The organism is Rhizobium sp. P43, from assembly GCF_056730705.1.
The window spans coordinates 82218-102698 of sequence record NZ_CM161539.1; the positions used below are offsets into that span (position 1 = coordinate 82218).

The window sequence follows — 20481 nt, forward strand, 5'->3', positions numbered from 1 at the left end:
AAAAACAGGGGAACGACGTGACACAGGACCTTGCAAGCTTCGCTGCCGAGCGCGGCATCAAATACTTCATGATCAGCTTTACCGATCTCTTCGGCGCCCAGCGCGCCAAGCTGGTGCCGGCAGAAGCGATCGCCGACATGCAGAAGGATGGCGCAGGCTTTGCCGGCTTCGCCACCTGGCTCGACCTGACGCCGGCTCATCCCGACCTCTTCGCCATTCCCGATGCCTCCTCAGTCATCCAGCTGCCCTGGAAGAAGGACGTTGCCTGGGTCGCGGCTGATTGCGTGATGGACGACAAACCGGTCGAGCAGGCGCCGCGCGTGGTCCTGAAGGCGCTGGTCGCGGAGGCTGCCGCGCATGGTCTGCGGGTCAAGACAGGTGTCGAGCCTGAATTCTTCCTGATTTCGGCTGATGGCGAAAAGATCTCGGATGAATTCGATACGGCCGAAAAGCCCTGCTACGACCAGCAGGCCCTGATGCGCCGCTACGACGTCATCGCTGAAATCTGCGATTACATGCTGGAACTCGGCTGGAAGCCCTATCAGAACGACCACGAGGATGCGAACGGCCAGTTCGAGATGAACTGGGAGTATGACGACGCGCTCAAAACCGCTGACAAGCATTCCTTCTTCAAGTTCATGGTGAAGTCCGTTGCGGAGAAGCATGGCCTTCGCGCCACCTTCATGCCGAAGCCCTTCAAGGGGCTGACCGGCAATGGCTGCCATGCGCATATCTCGGTCTGGGATCTCGACGGCAAGGTGAACGCCTTTGCTGACAAGGAAATGCCGTTCGGCCTTTCGGCCAAAGGCAAGACCTTCCTTGGCGGCATCATGAAACATGCCTCCGCGCTGGCCGCGATTACCAATCCCACCGTCAACTCCTACAAGCGCATCAACGCCCCGCGCACCGTCTCCGGCGCCACCTGGGCACCGAACACGGTGACCTGGACCGGCAACAACCGCACCCATATGGTGCGCGTCCCAGGCCCCGGCCGTTTCGAGCTTCGTCTGCCGGATGGGGCCGTGAACCCATACTTGTTGCAGGCAATCATCATCGCGGCGGGTCTGAGTGGCCTGAAAAGCAATGCTGATCCGGGCCCGCATCACGACATCGACATGTACCGCGATGGCCACCTGGTGAAGGATGCCCCACGTCTGCCACTCAACCTGCTCGATGCGCTGCGTGCCTACGAGAAGGACGAGGATTTGCAGGCCGCCTTGGGACACGCCTTTTCTGCCGCCTATCTCAAGCTCAAGCACGGTGAATGGACCAGCTATTGCTCGCAGTTCACGGCCTGGGAGCATCAGACGACTTTGGACGTGTAAACGTCAGCCGAGAGTGGAGGTGGATGTGGTATTCCGTTGACAGTCTCGACTTGCCGAGGTCGCTAAATCTTCGTACTCCGTGAGGCCTATGCCGCAGGAAAGCCGGAGATGACAGCCAGTATCAGGACGATAGCGAAGGTTGCCGAAACATCGGTCTCTTCCGTGTCACGCGTTCTGAACAACAGTGGCTATGTCTCTCCGGAGGTGCGCCAAAGGGTAGAGACGGCGATCCGGGATCTCAACTATGCGCCGAGCAAGGGCGCCCGGATGTTGCGTGGGGAAGCCAGCCGGATGATCGGCCTGATGCTGCCATCCATAGACGTGCCCTTCTTCGGTATCCTCGCCAACACCATCGAACGCGAGCTTTTCGAGCGCGGCTATCACACCCTGATCTGCAGTTCCGCCGAGAACGAAGAGCACGAGGCACGCTATGTCGCGATGCTCAGAGCGCAGCGCGTCGAAGGCGTGATCGTCGCGAGCGCCTATGGCGGGACCGCGCATCTCAAGCCCCTGGCGGATTCCGGCATTCCGATCATCGCGATCGACCGTGAGCTTGAAGACATATCAGATGACGCCATCATGGCTGACCATGTGGAGGGTGGGTGCATCATGGCCCAGCACCTCATCGATCTTGGTCACCGAAAGGTGGCCGTGGTCGGAGCGCCCGGTCACAGCCAACCGATCCAGCTCCGACTGCAGGGCATTCGGCAGGTCTTGCATCGCCATGGCCTCTCGCCCGTCACAGAGGCGATCGGCGAGGATCACAGTTTCGCGGCCATCTATGCGCTTGCTCGGAAGGTTCTGGACGATCATGGCGACATCACAGCAATCATCGGAACGACGGATATCGCGGCCATTGCGGTCATCCATGCTGTCCGAGACAGTGGCCGCAGCGTGCCACAGAACTGCTCGGTGATCGGTTTCGACGATCTGCCGGAAGCGGCCTACGTTTTACCGAGACTGACGACGGTGGCGCAGCCGATCCGTGATGTCGCGCTGGAGGCCACCCGAAGGCTGGAGGAGCGTCTTGGGGATCGTCAGCAGTCGCTTGATCATCGACCCGCATCAGTGACGCGCCTGCCCGTTGAATTGATTGTCAGGGAATCCACCGCACCTGCTTCGGTCAAGGGCTGAGACCGTCCGACCGCCGCCAGTTATGCAGTTGTCGAAAAGTCCTGGCCAATTTCAGCCAGCAGGACGGACATGTCGGGTATGCCATCCGTCGCGGTTGTGCCACCGAGACAATGAACCGCTGCACGGTGGGCGACGATCGATGTGGTTTCGATCGGCCAGCCCTCATGCAGCCCGTAAAGGACAGCCGCGCAAAAGGCATCGCCGGCACCCACGGGGCTGACGATCTTCGCCGGATCCACGGGGAAGGCGGGGGTCACAACGGGGGCTTGTCGTGGCGTGAGCCAGATGGAGAGCTCCGGTGCATGGATGACGACGCCTCTGGCGACGCCGCCATCCAGAAGCCTCTGACCGGCCGCCTCCAGCGCCGACATCAACAGCCCGCCCGCCTCATCGCGAACGGTCATCCCGGTTGCGCGCCCGGCTTCGGTCTCGTTGACGATCACGTAGTCGCAATGGGGCAGGGCGGCAGCGACTTGCGCGGCAAAGGCGGGATCCTCGCTCGAAACGAAATCGACGCAGGTGACGAGGCCTGCTTCGCGCGCCGCTTTCAGCAGACGGGCCGCTCCAGAGGAGCCGGCGTCATCCAGGCGGTCCAGGGCCGGTAGCAGCATCAGGTAGCCCAGATAGAACATCCGATGACCGCTTGCGGCATAGGCTCTGGGATCGATCGCATCCTCGGACAGGAGATCATTGGAGCCACCGTGATAGAAGAAAGTTCGGCTCTGTCCCGGCACATTCATGACATGGGTATGTGCCGTTGCGTGACCCTTCAGCGTCCTCAGGCCCGTCATGTCGATGCCGAGCGAGGCGTGGCGATCGCGTACATAGTCGCCGTCCCTGTCCTCACCCACGGCGCCTGCGACCGAAAGCCGACCCTTGAAGCCGAACGAGGCTAGGTCGGTCACCACATTGGCTGCGCCACCGCCGACGCCGAGGTCCTGATGCAGGATATGGGCAAGGCTTCCCTGTTCCGGCCAGTATGACAGCGTGTGGATGCGATCGACGATGAAATTGCCGACGCAGACGATGCCGCCCTTCTCTCCGGTTTCCCGTCCGTTTCGAACCTCCTCCCCGGCTCTCATCAGACACTCCCTTCGTTCCAGAGCGGTCGGAGCGGAGGCTCGTCCTCTTCGATCTCGGCGAAACGACCGATGGGTTCGAGGAAATAGTTGTCCGTCCGGTCGTCGTTGACCTCACTGACTTCGCCGACCAGAACGGGCCCCTTTCCTGTCGCCCCGTAGAAGCGGTGATAGAGCCCGGTCGGAATGGTCACGCTTTGGCCGGGATGCAGCACCAGGGGCTCCCAGGTGCGCAGGTGCCGGGCAAGGCCATCGACCAGCACCTGAACATCGGCATCGGTGGTCTTTCCCGTCTGATCGGCGGCGCAGAATTCGATGACGAGATCACCACCGGCGCGGTTGATGATATCCTCCTGCTTGGCCTTGTGCAGATGTGCAGGTGTCAGCTGGCCTTCCTGGATGAAGAGCAGTTTTTCCGCATAGCTGCGTTCGCCTTCCACGCCGAGGATACCGTTGCGCAGGCAGAAGAGCACGAGCCCCTGGTCGGCAAAACGGCCCGAGCCGAAGTCTGTGACATCCCAGCCGAGCTGGCGGCTGCGAAGATATTGTGAGGCCTCGGGATTGGCGGCGAAGTCTGCCAATGTCCATTTTCCCCACACTGGCAGCGACCAGCGCCAGGTCTCGAGCATTTCGATCGCAAAGCGCAATGCTGCGTTGATCTCCGAGCGTTTCATGGCCGTGCCTCAATCGTAGTCGACGGTGACGACGCGGTTTTCGAGACCAGACCTTAGCGCTGCGGTCAGCACCGCATGATGGTCTGCAGCTTCGGCAGGGCTTGCGCAAGGGAAGCCGTTTGCCCTCCCGCCGGCCAGTTCGTCCATGAAGGCCGCCCACATCTGTTGGATCGCATCGGCAAAGCCGAATTCGAAGATCTTGCCGGTAATGGCTGGAAATACCGAGCCATAGCCAAGGTCTTCCGTATTCCACGACTGCGTCGTGCCCTGGTAGTCCATCCATTGCCACTGGCGAGGGTTTTTCGTCGAGAAGAAGGCGCTCTTCTGCATGCCGAGAATGCGGATGTACCAGGTGTTGGACTCGCCGGGTGCAATGCGCCAGGTCTTGAGGACCATCGGGAACTCCTGATCCGCGGTCACTACGCGGCTGCTGATCGTCGCATTGTCCCAGGTGGTGCAGGGAACCCGGTTGCCCTTGCCGTCCGGCCGCTCGGTCACCCGCTTCACGAGATTGGCGTGCAAGGTCTCGGGCCGCCAGCCAAGGCGCAGCGGCACATGCAGGACATGCATTCCGAGATCCCCCATGCAGCCATAGGCCCCGTTGACATGCTCCATGCGCTTCCAGTTGATCGGCTTGTTCGTGTCGATGTCGGAGGAGTGCAGAAAGCCGGCCTCGACTTCCAGGATGTCGCCCATCTCGCCGCTTTCCGCCATGGCGATGACTTTCTGCGCACCTGGGAAGTAGGGCATCTCCGATGAACAACGGACGATCAGTTCCGGGTGCTTTGCAAGCTCCGCCATGATGGCCTGGTTCTGCTCCCGGTCCATGCCGAAGGGCTTTTCGCCCAGCAGGTGTTTTCCGGCCTTAAGGATCTCCACATAGAACTCCGCATGCAGAGCATGCGGTACGGCGCAATAGATTGCGTCGACCTCCGGGTTGGCGAGCAGTTCGCGGTAATCGGTGGTGGTTTGCCGCACCGACGGGAGGTGCGTCGTGAACCATGCCATCAGGTCCGGATTGGTGTCGCAGACAGCGATGATTTCCGGCCGTGCCTTTGCATCGCTCAGATGCATCCAGCGCGCGGCAGCACTGGCAAATTCTCGCCCCATCAGGCCGCAGCCGATGACGCCGAAACGAAATGTCTTCATGATCTTCCTCCTCCCGTCGCGCAACCTCAGGCGAGGTGGCGTGACGCCTCTTCCGCCGCTGCAGCGTCATGGACAATCGCCATCAGCGCACGCGTCATGCCGCCGGGATTGGCGTGCTGGATGACATTGCGTCCATAGACGATGCCTCGGGCTCCCTGCTCCATCAGGGCCTTGGTGCGCGAGAGGATCTCCTGATCGGAGACCTTGCCACCGCCGCGCACCAGAACCGGCAAACCTTGAGCGATTTCGATGACGCGGTGGTATTCGGTCACGTCGTCGCAAGGGTCAGCCTTGATGATGTCCGCGCCGAGTTCTGCAGCCTGGCGGACCAGCGGCAGGATCTTGTCGATGGCGCCATCGACCATGTAGGCGCCCTTGGAATTGTCCTGCATCACCAGCGGCTCGACCATCAGCGGCATGCCGTAGATCTCGCATTCGCGTTTCAGGCTGTTCACGTTGCGCACGCAGGCGCGATAGACCTCGGGCTGGTTTGGCAGCATCAGCAGGTTGACGACGACACAGGCGGCATCAAGGGCAATCGCCTGTTCGACCGGGCGGTCGATGATTTCGGAAAACAGCGCGCTCGGAAGCGGGTTGCCGTAGATGTTGGCGACGTCGGTGCGCAGCACCAGGGCGGGGCGGGCCTTGCCGGGAATGGACTGCAGCATGGGCGCCGTACCCGGCGGCAACTGGATCGCGTCGGGTCCTGCAGCGGCGATCACGTCTATCGCCGAGCGCATGTTCTCGATGCCGGCGAGGAAGGTCCGTTCGTTGAACATGCCATGGTCGATCGCCACGTCGAAGCAGTTTCCGGACGTGCCAAAGAGGCGGTTGAGCCGCGCAAGTTTCATCGATTTCCTCCCGATGTGGTAACGTTTCCACAAAGGCTATTGCGACCGTCAAACGCTGTCAATAAGTGAAGCAGTCACGAGACCGCGCAAGGTCGTGGACATGTGTCGATGGGATCGATCCTGCCCGGGACTATCGAGAGCAGCGGAAAACGATATTGGGCAGGGCGACAAGGCCTTGCTGTGCGAGATCGGGACGGTGAGATTTCTTCCGTCTCGCTGCCGAAGGATAATGCGGTAAGGGGTGTCGTCCATCGCTTGGGTCAAAGCGGGGTCTGCCAGCAAATGCAGCCAGGAACTGTCTCCCTGTCCCGCCCTGGAGCATATAACCCCCAAGATGAGCCCGCGTTAACTCATTCTCTACCATGTCGATTAGATCAGGTTTAGGAATTCGATCATCTGTCTATGTCGAAATGATGAATTAAAGGACCTTAAAATCCATTGTAAATCAATGTATTATGTGTTTTGCAGATGGCTCGGCGGCGGGCTTAAACGGCTTTTCCACCCCTCGCGCTCTTAGCAATTTGCTAAGAAGTCACCCCCTAATTCTCAGGCGTTCCTGTTAGGGGGATCGCCGCAGATGAAGCTGCGGGCGAATGAGAAATGGGGTTCTGCACATGACGTGCGCTGCGTTGCCTGCAATCATTGCGGGCCTTTTTGGTGTGTTTCTGCTGTGGCTGCCGATCAGCCTCCAGGCGCAACTGGTGCTCAGCCTGACCATTCTGGCGCTGATGCTCCTGTTCATGATGCGTCCGCAGAACAAGACATTTCGCGTGATGACTTTCGTGTTCTCGGCCGTGCTCGCCCTGCGCTATGCGTTCTGGCGCACGACGGAGACACTTCCTGATATCAACGAGCCCTGGAACTTCATTCCGGGCATCATTCTCTATGCGGCGGAAATGTATTGCCTGGTGATGCTGGCGATCAATTTCTTCATCGTCGCCGACCCGCTGGACCGCAAGCCAGCGCCGCGTCTTGCCGATGACGACAAGCCGACCGTCGACGTCTTTGTCCCGTCCTACAATGAGTCCGCCGACCTGCTGGCGCTGACGCTGGCTGCGGCCAAATCGATGAACTATCCGGCGGACAAGCTGACCGTCTATCTGCTCGATGACGGCGCCACCGATGCCAAATGCAACCAGTCCGATCCGCGCGCCGCCATCGCTGCCCGCCGCCGCCGCGAGGAGCTGCAGGCGCTGTCGACAGCGCTTGGCGTCCGCTATCACGCCCGTGCCGAAAACAGCCATGCCAAGGCCGGCAATCTGAACGCAGGTCTCGCAATTTCGACCAGCGAGCTTGTGGTCGTCTTCGATGCCGACCATGCGCCTGTGCGCGAATTCCTCAACGAGACGGTGGGCCACTTCAAGAACAACGAAAAGCTCTTCCTCGTTCAGACACCGCACTACTTCCTCAATCCTGATCCGCTGGAGAAGAACCTGCAGACCTTCGGCAAGATGCCGTCGGAAAACGAGATGTTCTATTCCGTCGTCCAGCGCGGCCTCGACAAGTGGAATGCCTCCTTCTTCTGCGGCTCCGCTGCGGTCCTGCGCCGCAAGGCGCTGAAGGAGACCGGCGGCTTCTCGGGTCAGTCGATCACCGAAGACTGCGAAAGCGCGCTGGCCCTTCATTGCCGCGGCTGGCACAGCCTCTATGTCGACAAGCCGCTGATCGCCGGACTGCAGCCGGAAACGCTTGTCTCCTTCATCGGACAGCGCGTTCGCTGGGCCCAGGGCATGCTGCAGATCCTGACACTGAACCGTCCCTTCCTGCAGCGCGGTCTCTCCGCCGCACAGCGCATCTGCTATGCCGGAACCAACCTCTTCTGGCTCTTCCCGCTGACGCGGCTGACTTTCATGTTCTCGCCGCTCCTCTACATCTTCTTTACGCTGCAGATCTTCGAAGCCAACATCACCGAATTCATCTGCTATTCGGTGACCTATCTCATCTCGTCCTTTGCCATGCAGAGCTACCTTTTCGGGCGCGTCCGCTGGCCCTGGGTCTCCGAGCTCTATGAATATGTGCAGTCGGTGATGCTGTTCGGCGCGATCCTGAGTGTCGTGAAGAACCCGCGCAAGCCGACCTTCAACGTCACGTCGAAGGGCCAGACGCTGGATGAAAGCAAACTCTCGCCGCTGGCGCGCCCCTACTTTCTGATCTTCTTCCTGCTCTTTGCTGCCAGCTGCTATGCGATCTGGCGTTACACAACGGAAGCCATGCCCTCCGAACTGCTGCTGATTGTCGCCGGCTGGAACATCATCAACATGGGTATTGCCGGTGCTGCCCTCGGCTCCGTCTCGGAACGGCGCGAGCGTCGACGCAACCAGCGCCTCAGCGTTCGCCGTCATGCGATCCTGCACTCCGGCGGCACAAGCCACGCCGTCATCATCGCGGACGTGTCGAGCGGTGGCCTTGCGCTGCAGTTCATCGACGGACAGCCGGTAAACGGTCTCGAGAAGGGCGAGGAGGCTGTCATCGAGATCCGCCGCCACGGCCGCGGCATGCGTATTCCGCTGGTCTGCCGCAGCGTGCTGCGCCGGCAGGACGAGACGAGCTTCGGCTTTGCCTTTGCCGAGCGCACGCCCGAAACCTTCATCGCGATCGCCGAGATGATGTATTGCGAACAGCAGCCGCTGCAGGATCGCTGGAACCGTGTCCAGAAGCACAAGGGCTTCTTTACCGGCACCTTCCGCTTTGCGCTCTGGACGATCACCGAGACGCTGCGCGGCTTTACCTACGCCCTGCGTCTGGTCCGCGAAACGACGGAAATCTCGCATCCTGACGCGCCGCTGATCATCAAGGCATCAAGCGCGGCGTCGGACCCGGGCGCGACCTATCCTGCAGCTTTGAAAGGGTCGGCCTATGCATAACCTGGAAATCCTGCGCCGATTGTCTGCAGCCGCGATCCTCGTGTGTCTGTCGGCAAACGCTTCTCGCGCCGGCGATTTCGTCCCGGCAGACCTTGGTGCGGCAAGTGTCCAGAGCACGGTTCAGGCCGGTTCGGATATTCCCCGCCAGATGGTCGCCTTCCGCCAGTCGGCAACAGCCATGCGTCTGGAAGGCGAAGATGCGCCGAGAGAACTCACCTTCTATCTCTCGCCGGATCAGGTGACGACAGCCGGCATCCTCAGACTGAGCTACACCAATGCCGTCTCGGTCATGCCTGACGATGCCGTGCTGGATGTCGAGTTGAACGGCAAGCCTCTCGCAGCCTTGCCGATCCGATCGCCCAACGGGCCGGCGACCCATGATATTCCGGTTGCGGCCAAGGATCTGACCGTCGGCTGGAACCAGATCCGTCTGCGTGCGAAACAGCACCACCGCATCGATTGCAGCGTTCAGGCGACGTACGAACTGTGGACGCAGATCGATCCGCTGGTCAGTGGCTTCCTGACCAGCGCACGTCCGAAGGATGGCGATTTCGCCAGCCTTCTGTCGGTCGGCCGAAATGGCGACGGGGCCACGGAAATCCGCGTGATTGCCGGACAGGATGCTCCCCAGACGACACTTCGCGACAGCCTGTCGCTCGTGCAGACCCTGGCACTGGTGCTCGGCCGTGAGGATCTGAGTGTCAGCGTCGGCGATGTCGGAGGCAGCGGACCGGGCATAGACCTCTATCTCGGCGACCCCCTGGACGCGAAACTGCCGCAACCCGCACGCGACGCCCTTGCCGCCGCACCGCGCGGTCTCTTCGTCCGACAGGGCGAAAACGGTCGCTACGTCGTGACCATGCGCGGTTCAAACAAGAGCGAGTTCCAGTCGCTGCTGCTTGCCGCTGTCAACGGCCCGCTGCTTCCGCTGATCCGCACAAACAAGCTCGCCATGGCGCAGACGCGGATCGATGGCGAGAGCCCGGGCACTCACTCGCTGTCGAGCATCGGCTATCAGACGACACCTTTTGCCGGTCGTCTTTTCCAAACGAGCTTCGATGTCGTTATGCCCGCCGATTTCTATCCGGGCGACTATGCGACGGTCGATCTCAATCTGAATGCTGCCACCGCGCCGGGGCTCGCCCCCGGAACGCAACTGCTCGTGCGTGTCAATGAGCGTGCAGTAGCCAGCCTGGTGCTCTACGATCCCGAGGGCACGACGCTCAAGGACAAGCCGCTGGAACTTCCGCTGCGCGCCTTCCATCCCGGTGTGAACCATGTTCGCGTTCTGGCCGAGTTGCCGCTTGCCTCCGACCTCGCCTGCGATCCGGCTCAGCGCGAGGAAGCGCGGTCTCGCTTCCTGCTGCTCGAAGAAACCACGGTGACGATACCGCCCCTGGCCCGCGCCGGTCGTCTTCCAGACCTTGCAGCCTTTGCCGGGACGTCTTTCCCCCTGAAGGGCTCTGCTGCCTTCGATCTCTATGTCGATACGGCGACACCCGCACGGCTTGGGTCTGCGCTGACCCTTCTGACGCGGCTCGCCCTGTCGGCAGGTCATCCCCTGCCGGCCGAACTGAAGATCGGCCGCCCGGATCCGCGCCAGTCGACGAATGCCCTGATTGTCGGCGCCGGTGATGAGCCGCTGGAACTTGCCGAACTCGCCGGGCAGAAGGGCGATCGCCTACCGTTCTCTGCAACCGATGATCTGGTCACGGCTTCGGTTACGGCGGGCGACCAATTGTCGGACTCGCAGGCCCTTCTCGACGCTTTCCAGGTGGAAACGCGGCTTCAGCATGGTCAGCTGTCGTTGAAGAGCCGCGTCTCCGACTGGGTGGCAACGGCCTCGACAACCATCAATCGTTGGCTGGCCTACAAGGATATCGGACGCGAAGACGTCAAGGTCGATCCCCGGGACAAGCTGATCAGCGTGAGACAGGTGGCTTCCTCTGAGAGTTCGGCCGTCTGGACCTATGTCAACGCGACCGATGAAACCCTGCTCCAGCAAGGCGTCGCAGCGCTGACGAAGCCGGCAACCTGGACGGCCCTCGAAGGAGAGGAAGCGGTGATCCGCCGCTCGGACCTCGAACTCGTGAACCGCTATCCCGAAAGTTACAGCTTCTTCCCGATCACCGATACGAGCCCCGCCAATCTGAGACGCCTCGCGGCTGCCTGGCTCTCCGACAACTTCATCATCTATGTCGGCCTTGTTCTGGCGCTGGTGGGCGGCTTCGGCTGGTGGGTTGGTTATGTCGTGCCGCGCAAGGGCGTGAGGACAGTCGAATGAAGAAGACAATCAATACGAGGCTGTTGGCCGGCACCATCCTCGCCACGCTGTTCGTCGCATTGCCGGCCAGCGCGACGTCGCTTCTGGTCCCCGAAGCGACCACCGCCATGGCACAGCCTTCGAACGGCACAGAAACCGGCGAAGCGAATGCGCAGACGACGCCAGCGCCCGACACGGTCGATCTGGCCGCGCTCTATTACTATGCCCGCAATGGCGAGGCGGAGCGTGTCGAAGCCGAGACCCGGCGCCTGGAACTCAAGTTTCCCGGCTTCATGCCCCCGGCGGACCTCTATGCTCCGGATGCTGGCGACCACGTCGATGAGACCACGCTCTGGCAGCTCTACGAGCGCGATGACTATGCCGGCATCGAGCAGGAGATCAGCCGTATCGCCGCAAGCCATCCGGGCTGGGAGCCGTCGGAGGATTTCCGCAGCAAGCTCGAGCGGCGGAAACTGAGATTTGCCATGACGCGGGCCAACGAGGCGAAGGACTTCGTGACCGTCATTCGCCTTGGTGCAAAGCTCGACCCTGCGCAGGAAACCGAGATCGACCTGCTCTGGATGATGCTCGATGCTTTCAGGGCAAACGAGATGCAGGAGGGGCTGACGACGGTCTATCGCGGGATACTCTTCCGCGCGCCGGAGAAGGCGTTTTCCGATGAGCTGGTGCTCACCACCCTGCAAAAGGCGATGGAGGACATTCCGGCAGCCGATTTGCGCGAGGCGATCCGGGTGCTCTCTGCTGATCCAGAACTGGCCCTCTCCATGCGGTCGCTGAGCCTCGATCTGATGCGCCGCGAACTGGGCGACTTCGCCTCCGGTGTTGCGGGCGCGCCTCAACCGGGCCCCGAGGTGATTGCCGCCGTGAGGACGGCCGCCGACACGGAGCAAGCACCGGAAGACCTCGCTCTGATGGGCTGGTACATGCTGAAAATCGAGCAGCCGGACCAGGCGGCAAACTTCTTCCAGCGCATGCTGCAGAAGAAGACGACGCCGGAAGCCGTCCGCGGCATGGCGCTCAGTCTTTCCCACCAGTCGAAGGACGAGGAAGCCTACGCCCTTGTGACAGCGCAGCTCGACCTGCTTGACGGTGAGGATGCCTTCCTGCTCGATCAGCTTTCTTTCCCCTTCAAGGGTGAGGGCAAGACCGACATCGATGAGCGCGTCGTGAGCCGCTATTCGGAAGCGATCCAGAAGACGGAATCCTCCGATCACGCCCGCCTCATCGGCTGGTATGCCTATAACTCGCGCCAGTTCGAGCCGGCCCACGCCTGGTTTGCAAAGGCCTTCGAATGGAAGGCCGAGGCCGACAGCCTGAAGGGGTTGGCCCTCACACTGACGCGCCTAGGCGAAAAGAAGGCCCTTGCCGAGCTGCGGGAACAGCATGGCGAGACCTATCAAACGGTTTTCGCCGAGCTGAAATCAGCAGCGGAACCGCGCGAGCGGGCCGGGAAATCGGTCTCGGCACCCGCAGGCGTTCAGGCCGGCTATCTCTCGCGGCTGCAGAAAAAGGACTATGGTGGCTGCGTTGCCGAGTTGCGGCGGCTTGAAGCAAAGACGGCTTTGCGGCCGGATGCGCAGGTGGCCAAGGGCTGGTGTCTTCTGGGTCTCAACCATCTGGCCGAAGCGCGTCAGGCGTTTACGGCCGGTCTCGCGGGCGGTGGCGGCAAGGCGGATGATGCCGCCTATGGCCTTGGCCTCACCTTGCTTCGCGCCAATCTGACCGATGATGCCGAGGCCCTGCTGATGCAGCGCGGTCTGACGCCGCTGCGCGACCGGGAACTGCGCGCCGAGCTTCTCTGGCAGCGGGCGCGCGCCGCCTTCGATCGCAAGCAATACCGCGTCACCCTCGAAGCGCTGAACGCCCGCCTGCAGATCATGCCGGAGCCGGTGGGTATCAGCCAGATGCGCGCCTGGAGCCATTACCACCTTGGCAATCTCTCACAGTCGCGCGCGATCTTCGCCCAGCTCAACCAGGTCATGGCCGACCCGGCGAATGCCAGGGGCATCGCCGCCATCAACGAACGCATGGGGATCAACCAGTGAAGCGAAACATGTTTGCGGTCCTGGTACTGCTTGGCCTCAACGGCTGCACGACCGTCGACGATCCGCTCCTTGAGGGGATGACCGGCAGCATGCCTGTATCGACCGGCAACCGCGAGCTCCCGGTGCATCTGGCATCCGCCTCCCTGACCGGGCTCGGCGAGGCACCTTTGAGCCTTCGGCAGACCACTCTTGATGGCGTGACGACACAGGTCCTCGTCTACAGCAACATGACCACCATTTCCGGCGAAAACGCTCTCACCGTATCAACCCGGTCATCGTCGAAGGCTTCCTTCGGGAAGGGGCCGGATCGCCGCGAGATCACGGATACTCTGAGGCGCGACTTTCCCGGTGTTGCCATGGCCATCGATCCCGTGATTCGTCGCAATGCCTATGGTTCCTATGGCGTCGCCACGGGGAAACTGGGCGCCGAAGGCGGCTGCGTTTCTGCCTGGCAGATGATTGGTCAGGACCGCGATGCGGGGCGAGATGAGCCCTTGCAGGTTCGCCTTCGCTATTGCCATCCGAGCCTGGCCCCGGATGTGCTCGCCGACCTCTTGGTCGGATTGACGCTGCGAGGTTCGGCTTCAACCCCGCCTCCGCCCTTAAGCTATGCCTATTCCACGCCGAGCCTTGCAGCTGCTTCAGCCACAAGGGCGTCGACTGTCGCCATCACCCCTCAGGTGAATGAGAGCAAAGACGCAGCCTCTGAGCCTTTGCAGGCCGATAGAGACGAGCCGTCGGGTCCGGCTGTCAGCATCCCGATGCCTGGATGAACCGTGCATCCACAGGGCGCTCGCCAATCTATGCGCCTGCCCGGACCAGGACGAAATCGTGCTTCACCTCCCAGAATTCCTCGGTGAAGCCGTAGTCGGCAGCGCGTTTTGAATCCCTTCCACGGCAGGCGCGTGCTCGCTGGATCTATTCCAGAGCCCCGATCTTTGCCTTCCGTTGGATGCGCCGGCGGTCGCGAAGAAAACACTCGCTGGGTAGATAGCCGGTCGGATCCAAGCGTTTCTTCTCTGCAACATCTGAGAGAAAATGCGGGTCGTGGGACGTAGTGATGATTGGTGAGACGCAGAGACTTGGTCCGCTTCGACTTACCCTGTTACGCAGTGTGAACCGGTAATGGGGAGCATGCACTATGAAGAAGTTACTGCTGGTTAGCAGTTTTGCCTCACTTTTTTTGGCTGGTGGCACACTGGCGGCTGACGCCGTGTCAGAGGCACCGTCTTTGCCGTCTCTGGCACAGGTGCAGCCTTTGGGAAAATCGCCACGACTTTTCAACAACATCAGGTTTTCATCTGAAGGCATTTTTACGTGGATAGACCAGAAGGCTGGTCAGCCTGCGCGCCTCAACCAGCAGGGTAAAGGTGTACGTCTCGGTCTTAGCACCGATATTGGCGACGCCGGATTTGCGGAAATCAGCGGACGTTTTTCAAGCGAAGAATGGAATTCCCGCGTGGTGTCATTTCCGCTTGATCTTAACGGCGACGGGCAGACACGCGGAGTTGACGGTATGATCGGCTTCAAGCCGATGGAACATCTGCGCATTGGTGTCATCGGAGGTGTGGGCGATGGCGATTTGGGCTACAGCTTTGCCGTTGCACCTTCACGAAATCCAAGTTCGAGCTTTGGGAGCTATCTCGGCGCCTTTGCTGGCGGTTCGCATGAACTCGGCGACCTCGGCCTTCATGTGGATTTGAGTTATCTGAACGCCAAAAACAAACAGACTTACGCTCCCACAAACTCGGTCCAGGAGGCGCGCTGGAATGCCGAGTTCATGGCACTGCAATTCGGTGCCAGTTACAATCTGACTCCAAAGCTGAAGATTGCCGGCTCGTTAGCGCTGCATCACGTCCTCTCGCAGACGGTAGCGCCAGCGGAGACACCGCTTGATACATCCTGGGGCTCTGCCCAGCTGCGAATGGGCTATATGCTCACCGACCAGCTTGAGCTTAACGCCAAGGGGGTGACCTGGTTTGAAAACAGCAAATACGACTACCGGCGTGTATCGCTCGGCATGTCCTATCGGTTTTGAGGAGGCCTGACATGATCCGGAAATTGATGATGCGCCATTCGGCATGGCCGCTCATTGTCGCCCTTACAGGCGCCTCGCTCTCACCAGCGTCGGCATTTGGGCAGTCCTCTTCTCCGCCCGCCACTAGCGCCACGGGTTCGGCGGTGCCGGGCGGGGCAGCTGGAGCGGGCGCAGGCAGTGGCGTGGGGAATGCCGCCGCCGCAGTCGGTGTCAGCGCAGCACAACCTGTTGTCGTTACCGGTGTCACCGACGATGAGCCGAACCAATCAAGTCGGAATCCCTCGTCGTCTCCGTCTTCCCGCCCTCCTGGCGCAGCGAGCGGTTCTGCAGCCGGTAGCGGTTCTGCCGCCGGGGTCGGTGCAGCCGGTGTAAGCCTCGGGTCATTGACAACAGTGGGGGTCGTCGGAGCGGTAGCTGCAAGCGGCGTGATCGCTACTTCGGCGTCGGGCAGCGACGAATATCCAGAACTGTCCCCACAGCAGCGCTCCGAAAGACTGGAGCTTTACAACAAACGGACATCCCAGATTCCCGATAGCAGCAAGGTTCTACAAGCTTCGATCGAGAACCTGATCAAGGACCAGGTCCAGTTTGCCCAGTTCCTCACGGACGATGCGTTCGCCAGATTGTGGATCACGAAGAACATCCCGCAGCCGATCCAGGCTGGCGGCGGTACAACCACGCCGCCCAGCTCGGTGGTGCCGGGCAGCGGCAGCACGATCGTGCTGCCCGTCAGTGGCGGTGGACCGGTGGTGGTGGGAGGCGGCGCGCAACTTCCAGGGCTTGGCGGTAGCGTGCTACCGGGCAGCGGCGGCAATCCGCCCGCCAACGGCGGCGGCGCAATCAAACCAGGAGACGATTGGGACAAGATCAACGATCCGGTGGTTATGCCCCCAATCCCCGTATTCCTGCCGGGTCTCGGCAGCTGATCGGTCCTGATCGGCGCCAACAGTGCAAAAGCCCCCGGAAGCATCCGCCTCCGGGGGCTTGTGTTCGTGGGGTCAGGTCAAGCGCTCCCTGGCTCCAGCCCAAGCCAGCGGGCCTCTTCAGTGCCTTTCGTGTTGTGACGAGCGACATCAATCTGCAGAACTTTGCTGCTAGTCCATTGTTCGCTCTCCTGAAGCGAGCCGTCCGCTGGACCCGTTGCGAAACAAAGGTGGTGCCAAAAACTATGGCTAGTCCAGCCCGATCGGGATGCGTTTAACTATTGTCGCAGCCACCTGGAAGGTTCCTGGCACTATGCCTTCCAAGCGGTCTGAGCATTCACAATCGGTCACCAGACGTGTTTCTGCGACCCACAAGCACGAAATCGTGCTTCACCTCCCAGAACTCTTCCGTAAAGCCGTACTCCGCAGCCCGGGCCGCATCCTTGCGACGATCGAACCTTGCGAGCAGGCTCTCCTTCACGCCGAAGACCGCATCCGAATGGATGTAGGGATCATCCGGATCGAAGATGTGGGTGACGAGCGTCTCAAAACCCTCGGCCTTGATGATGTAGTGCAGATGCGCCGGGCGATAGGGATGGCGGCCAAGCTTGCCGAGGAGCTGCCCAACCGGGCCGTCATCGGGGATCGGGTAGAATTTCGGCTTTACAGCGCGGAACCAGTAGTGGCCATCCGGCCCTGTACGAAAGACGCCGCGCAGGTTGAAATCGGGCTGGATGCCTTTCTGCTGGACGTCGTAAAAGCCCTCGTCATTGGCCTGCCAGACATCGATCACGGCATCTGCGATCGGCTTGCCCTCCGTGTCGAGAATATGGCCTTCGATGACCATATCCTCGCCCTTGCTGTCCAGGCAGATATTGGCGCCCATCGGCAGTTCAGGGGCATCGGCCACGTGGAAGGGGCCCAGCACCGTGCTTTCCGAGGCGCCCGAGGGTTTGCGGTTGTTGACCGCATCGACCAGCATCGAGACGCCAAGCACGTCTGACAGCAGGATGAATTCCTGGCGCCATTCGTTGCACATCTGGCCAGTGCGGGTCAGGAAGAGGATCGCCTCCATCCATTCGTCCTGCGTCGGTTCCAGTTCCTTGACCGCCTCGTGCAGCTTGCGGGTGATGACCTCCATCACCTGCTTCAGCCGCTCGTCTTTGGCGTTGGCGTTGCGGCCGGTGACGACCTCGACGGAGGTCTCCTCAGTGAAGTAGCCCTTTTCATGCGCGTCCATGATGTCTCCTCACCGTGCCAGAATGGTTTTCAGGACGCGCCGCAGCTCGCCTTCGGGGTCCTTGACGGCGGCTTCCGCCCGCCAGGCGACGTGGTGATCCGGGCGGACAAGAAGTGCGCCGGAATCGCGGATTTCACGGGCGCGGGCCCAGTCGCCGGAGAAGTCCTGCCAGGTCTGGCGGGGGCCGATCTTGTGGACCGCGATAGGCAGACCGAATTCCTTCGACAATGATTTTGCGGCAGATACCCAGCCATCGCCGCCGATGCCGGTAAGAACAGTGAAGACGCCATGGCCGGTCAGGTCGAGGCTTGAGACCTTTTCACCTTCTGGGCCGAAGAGCCAGGCATGCGGCAGGCGGGCGCCGGGCCAGCTGGTCGGCTGGTGATGCAGCTCGGCGTCCTTCTCAAAGGCCGGTTCCGGCTGGCCGTCGGTGACGATGGCGCTGGACTTGTAGCGCTGGTTCATCTCCACGCCATGGGCGTCGAACTCATAGACCTTGGCGGCGATCGCCTGGCGGATCGCCTCACGCTGCTTTTCCGCATCTGATGTGTCGTTGCAGCGCGCATCCATGTTTTCCTGCATCTTCACGGGGTCGACGGAATCGAGCAGGCCGAGCGCCTTGAAGATCGGGCCGAATTCCTCGATCGACTTGTTGGCACGGGTGACGATCTGCTTGGCGACCGGGGCGCGCTCGGCTTGGTAGCTGTCGAGCAGGCCCATGCCGGCCTGGCCGCGGATGACGGCGGCGAGCTTCCAGGCAAGATTGAAGGCATCCTGGATCGAGGTGTTGGATCCGAGACCGTTCGACGGCGGATGGCGGTGGGTGGCGTCGCCCATGCAGAAGACGCGCCCGCTCGACATCGTGGTGGCGTACATGTTGTTGACGGTCCAGGTGGAGACCGACTTGATCTTCGGCTGCAGGTCCTGGACGCCGACGAGATCGCGCACGACCTTGGTTGCGAAGGCATCATCGACCGCCGGTGCCGGCTGGTTGATGTCGTAGCCCCAGACGATCAGCCACTCGTTCCAGGGGCGGACCATGCGCACGAGGCCCATGCCGATGCCGCCGACATCGGCGCCCGGCTGCAGCACCCAGTAGAGCACCGAGGGGCGGTGGGCGACGTAGCGCGAGAGATCGCATTCGAAGAGGATGTTCATCGAGCCTGCGACGCCCATCTTGCCTTCGAAGGTGAGGCCGGCATGTTCGGCAACCTTGGAGTTGCCGCCGTCTGCCCCGACCAGGAATTTCGAGCGGATCGTGATGTCCTTGCCCGTCAGTCGATCACGGCAGGTGGTGGTGACGCCGTCTGCATCCTGCATATGGCTCACATATTCTGTCGACATGCGCGACTGCGCGCCGCGCGAGCAGGCTGTCTTGAAGAGCAGGGGCTCCATATAGGTCTGCGGTAGGTCGTTCATGCGGCCGGGCGAGGACAGGAGATGTTCGGCGCGCGACAGCGGATGGTTGCCCCAGCTCTGCATGCGGCCGATTTCTTCGCCGGCGACCGCCGTGCAGAAAACGTTCTGGCCCATCAGGTCCTGTTCGGTCGCGAACATGTAGGCCTCGTCCTCGACGTCGCGGCCGAGATCGCGCAGAACCTCCATCGTGCGCTGGTTGGTGATGTGGGCGCGCGGCGTGTTGGCGAGCCAGCGGTAACGGTTGATGACCATGGGCTCAAGGCCATAGCTCGCGAGCAAGGCGGCGGTTGCCGAGCCGGCCGGCCCGGTGCCGATGATCAGGACGTCGGTGGTGATGTCAGCCATTTGGCCCTCCCTTTGTCGTTTGTTCAAGCGATCCACCCCTCAAGGTGCGGCGGACCGGAAAGAGTTCGATGCCGGTGCGGTCGGTGATCAGGCCCCATATCCCGCGTGGCGCAAACAGCATGGTGATGATGGCGATGGCGCCGAGCAGCAGCAGGTACCAGGACCCGTAGCTCGACAGCGCATTCTGCATCAGGAAGAAGATGATGACGCCGAGGATTGGCCCTTCGATGGTGCCAATGCCGCCGATGATGACGATGAACAGCACATAGGCCGTCCAGTCGGTGAGCGAGAAGGCGGCATCCGGAGAGATGCGGGCCTTCTGCAGGTAGATGAGCGCGCCGACGACGCCGGTGATGAAGGCGGTCGAGAGGTAGATGATGAGCTTCAGCCTGCGGGCATCGACGCCGAGGGCCCGGGCCGCCGTCTCGTTGTCGCGCACGGCGGCAAGGCCAAGACCCTGCTTGGAGCGCAGAAGGCGGTAGACGAACCAGATGGTCAGGACGAGGACCACCAGCGCCAGCCAGAAGGCGATGGCGTCGGCTGCTGCTGCGGTCCGCATACCGAACCAGTCTTCGAGCAACGACACACCAAACATCTCGCGCGTCGCGTCACGTGGAAGTGAGGTGCCTGTGCCGCCGCCAAGCGCTTTCCATTGGGCAAACAACAGGCGGCCCACTTCGGCGATAACCCAGGTGCCGATGGCGAAATAGGGGCCGTAGAGGCGGAAGGCGAAGAAGGCCGTCGGTATGGACACGAGGACGGCAAAAAGGCCGGCGAGGGGGATGGCCAGGATCGGATCGACACCGAGCAGGATGACGAAGCCGAACAGCGCATAGGCGCCACAGCCGACATAGAGCTGCTGGCCGACAGAGATCAGGCCTGCGTATCCAGCGAGCAGGTTCCAGCTCTGGGCGAGCGCAAGCATGGTGAGGATGAAGAAGAGGTCCTGCACCACGCCGCGCGAGACGACGAAGGGGGCCGCTGCCAAGAGCAGCACGAAGAGGATGGCTGCAAGCGCGAACAGCGAGGAAAGCCGGGTGCGCGTCTCGACCCGCCAGGATGGCGTCGGGCGCATGACCTTAGACAGGGTTTCTCTGTTGGCGTTCATCGT

15 protein-coding genes are annotated in these 20481 nt (G+C 61.6%); 8 read left to right on the forward strand and 7 right to left on the reverse strand.

All coding sequences use genetic code 11. The features are described 5' to 3' along the window. Positions 1 to 17: 17 nt before the first annotated feature. Positions 18 to 1325 carry a type III glutamate--ammonia ligase gene (glnT, locus tag AC1PUL_RS00395; protein ID WP_480466085.1) on the forward strand — a complete coding sequence of 436 codons (1308 nt, stop codon included), beginning with the start codon at positions 18 to 20 and terminating at the stop codon, positions 1323 to 1325. Positions 1326 to 1433: 108 nt separating this feature from the next. After that, on the forward strand, positions 1434 to 2459 hold the full coding sequence (locus AC1PUL_RS00400; protein WP_480466086.1) for a LacI family DNA-binding transcriptional regulator: 1026 nt from the start codon (positions 1434 to 1436) through the stop codon (positions 2457 to 2459). A 20-nt stretch (positions 2460 to 2479) separates the two neighbouring features. Here the strand turns inward: AC1PUL_RS00400 and AC1PUL_RS00405 are convergent, their stop codons facing one another. Genes AC1PUL_RS00405 through AC1PUL_RS00420 form a run of 4 tightly spaced genes read right to left on the reverse strand, consistent with a single transcriptional unit; the run spans position 2480 to position 6212 of the window. Further along, positions 2480 to 3541: a carbohydrate kinase family protein gene (locus AC1PUL_RS00405; protein ID WP_480466087.1), complete on the reverse strand. Its 1062-nt coding sequence runs from the start codon at positions 3539 to 3541 to the stop codon at positions 2480 to 2482. After that, on the reverse strand, positions 3541 to 4212 hold the full coding sequence (locus AC1PUL_RS00410) for a D-lyxose/D-mannose family sugar isomerase (RefSeq protein WP_480466088.1): 672 nt from the start codon (positions 4210 to 4212) through the stop codon (positions 3541 to 3543). Before AC1PUL_RS00410 ends, AC1PUL_RS00405 begins: the two co-directional genes overlap by 1 nt. Positions 4213 to 4221: 9 nt before the next feature. Then, positions 4222 to 5364 (reverse strand): Gfo/Idh/MocA family protein, encoded by a 1143-nt coding sequence (locus tag AC1PUL_RS00415; RefSeq protein WP_480468439.1) that lies wholly within the window; start codon positions 5362 to 5364, stop codon positions 4222 to 4224. Between the two features lie 23 nt (positions 5365 to 5387). Next, positions 5388 to 6212, reverse strand: a complete 825-nt coding sequence (locus tag AC1PUL_RS00420) for a class I fructose-bisphosphate aldolase (protein ID WP_480466089.1) — start codon at positions 6210 to 6212, stop codon at positions 5388 to 5390. A 614-nt stretch (positions 6213 to 6826) separates the two neighbouring features. On the opposite strand from AC1PUL_RS00420, the gene bcsA reads away from it, so the two are divergent. From bcsA to AC1PUL_RS00450, 6 genes are all read left to right on the forward strand, one after another. Next, positions 6827 to 9076 carry a UDP-forming cellulose synthase catalytic subunit gene (gene bcsA / locus AC1PUL_RS00425; RefSeq protein WP_480466090.1) on the forward strand — a complete coding sequence of 750 codons (2250 nt, stop codon included), beginning with the start codon at positions 6827 to 6829 and terminating at the stop codon, positions 9074 to 9076. Beyond that, positions 9069 to 11360 carry a cellulose biosynthesis cyclic di-GMP-binding regulatory protein BcsB gene (locus AC1PUL_RS00430; RefSeq protein WP_480466091.1) on the forward strand — a complete coding sequence of 764 codons (2292 nt, stop codon included), beginning with the start codon at positions 9069 to 9071 and terminating at the stop codon, positions 11358 to 11360. The genes bcsA and AC1PUL_RS00430 overlap by 8 nt, the downstream gene beginning before the upstream one ends. Further along, entirely contained in the window at positions 11357 to 13405 is a 2049-nt protein-coding gene (locus AC1PUL_RS00435) for a hypothetical protein (RefSeq protein ID WP_480466092.1), read from the forward strand. Before AC1PUL_RS00430 ends, AC1PUL_RS00435 begins: the two co-directional genes overlap by 4 nt. An 8-nt stretch (positions 13406 to 13413) precedes the next feature. Then, positions 13414 to 14178, forward strand: a complete 765-nt coding sequence (bcsN, locus tag AC1PUL_RS00440) for a cellulose biosynthesis protein BcsN (RefSeq protein WP_480466093.1) — start codon at positions 13414 to 13416, stop codon at positions 14176 to 14178. Positions 14179 to 14546: 368 nt separating this feature from the next. Then, positions 14547 to 15443: a hypothetical protein gene (locus AC1PUL_RS00445; RefSeq protein WP_480466094.1), complete on the forward strand. Its 897-nt coding sequence runs from the start codon at positions 14547 to 14549 to the stop codon at positions 15441 to 15443. A gap of 425 nt (positions 15444 to 15868) precedes the next feature. Further along, positions 15869 to 16369 (forward strand): hypothetical protein, encoded by a 501-nt coding sequence (locus AC1PUL_RS00450; protein ID WP_480466095.1) that lies wholly within the window; start codon positions 15869 to 15871, stop codon positions 16367 to 16369. A 334-nt stretch (positions 16370 to 16703) separates the two neighbouring features. Here the strand turns inward: AC1PUL_RS00450 and AC1PUL_RS00455 are convergent, their stop codons facing one another. The 3 genes from AC1PUL_RS00455 to AC1PUL_RS00465 are packed head-to-tail and all read right to left on the reverse strand — an operon-like array spanning position 16704 to position 20478. Then, positions 16704 to 17606 carry an intradiol ring-cleavage dioxygenase gene (locus AC1PUL_RS00455; protein ID WP_480466096.1) on the reverse strand — a complete coding sequence of 301 codons (903 nt, stop codon included), beginning with the start codon at positions 17604 to 17606 and terminating at the stop codon, positions 16704 to 16706. Positions 17607 to 17615: 9 nt separating this feature from the next. Then, on the reverse strand, positions 17616 to 19370 hold the full coding sequence (locus AC1PUL_RS00460) for an FAD-dependent oxidoreductase (protein ID WP_480466097.1): 1755 nt from the start codon (positions 19368 to 19370) through the stop codon (positions 17616 to 17618). Continuing rightward, on the reverse strand, positions 19363 to 20478 hold the full coding sequence (locus AC1PUL_RS00465) for a branched-chain amino acid ABC transporter permease (protein ID WP_480466098.1): 1116 nt from the start codon (positions 20476 to 20478) through the stop codon (positions 19363 to 19365). The genes AC1PUL_RS00460 and AC1PUL_RS00465 overlap by 8 nt, the downstream gene beginning before the upstream one ends. Positions 20479 to 20481 lie beyond the last annotated feature (3 nt).

Bases quoted from the DNA above. Each gene is read 5' to 3' on its own strand.
- AC1PUL_RS00455 (WP_480466096.1), bottom strand. From the start codon at position 17,606: ATGGACGCGCATGAAAAGGGCTACTTCACTGAGGAGACCTCCGTCGAG.
- AC1PUL_RS00460 (WP_480466097.1), bottom strand. From the start codon at position 19,370: ATGGCTGACATCACCACCGACGTCCTGATCATCGGCACCGGGCCGGCC.
- AC1PUL_RS00435 (WP_480466092.1), top strand. From the start codon at position 11,357: ATGAAGAAGACAATCAATACGAGGCTGTTGGCCGGCACCATCCTCGCC.
- AC1PUL_RS00430 (WP_480466091.1), top strand. From the start codon at position 9,069: ATGCATAACCTGGAAATCCTGCGCCGATTGTCTGCAGCCGCGATCCTC.
- AC1PUL_RS00465 (WP_480466098.1), bottom strand. From the start codon at position 20,478: ATGAACGCCAACAGAGAAACCCTGTCTAAGGTCATGCGCCCGACGCCA.
- bcsN (WP_480466093.1), top strand. From the start codon at position 13,414: ATGTTTGCGGTCCTGGTACTGCTTGGCCTCAACGGCTGCACGACCGTC.
- AC1PUL_RS00410 (WP_480466088.1), bottom strand. From the start codon at position 4,212: ATGAAACGCTCGGAGATCAACGCAGCATTGCGCTTTGCGATCGAAATG.
- AC1PUL_RS00405 (WP_480466087.1), bottom strand. From the start codon at position 3,541: ATGAGAGCCGGGGAGGAGGTTCGAAACGGACGGGAAACCGGAGAGAAG.
- AC1PUL_RS00400 (WP_480466086.1), top strand. From the start codon at position 1,434: ATGACAGCCAGTATCAGGACGATAGCGAAGGTTGCCGAAACATCGGTC.
- AC1PUL_RS00420 (WP_480466089.1), bottom strand. From the start codon at position 6,212: ATGAAACTTGCGCGGCTCAACCGCCTCTTTGGCACGTCCGGAAACTGC.
- AC1PUL_RS00445 (WP_480466094.1), top strand. From the start codon at position 14,547: ATGAAGAAGTTACTGCTGGTTAGCAGTTTTGCCTCACTTTTTTTGGCT.
- bcsA (WP_480466090.1), top strand. From the start codon at position 6,827: ATGACGTGCGCTGCGTTGCCTGCAATCATTGCGGGCCTTTTTGGTGTG.